The organism is Vibrio sp. S12_S33 (assembly GCF_963889785.1).
GTDB classification, from domain to species: Bacteria; Pseudomonadota; Gammaproteobacteria; order Enterobacterales; family Vibrionaceae; genus Vibrio; species Vibrio aestuarianus.
Map to the genome: position 1 here is coordinate 1 of NZ_CAWPQZ010000287.1, position 363 is coordinate 363.

Consider the following 363-nt stretch of genomic DNA (forward strand, 5'->3'; position numbering starts at 1 on the left):
CCACCGTACCGGGTGATACCGACGGCGACGGTACGAGTGACACCGCGCCAACCGTTACCATTGCCGATGCGGTCGATGGCAGCGTCAATGTGGCCGAAAACAGTGACGGCGTTGAAACCAACGTGACCATTCCTGAAGGTGTGGAAGTGGGTGATACGGTGACGTTAACCATCACCAACCCAGATGGTAGCACCACGGAACAAACCTACACCGTGACGCAAACGGACGTCGATACCGGCAGTGCGAGCATCACCATTCCAAGCTTGACGGACGAGGGTACTTATAGTGTTACCAGCAGTATCAGTGATGCAGCGGGCAACACCACAGCTGAAAGCACGCCAGTGACGTTCGATTTAGACACCA

At 55.6% G+C, this 363-nt stretch carries 1 protein-coding gene; it reads left to right on the forward strand.

What is annotated here, in order from left to right; translation table 11 throughout:
- Window positions 1-363: Ig-like domain-containing protein (locus AACW06_RS20185; RefSeq protein ID WP_202884126.1), on the forward strand; the 363-nt coding region annotated here is incomplete at both ends.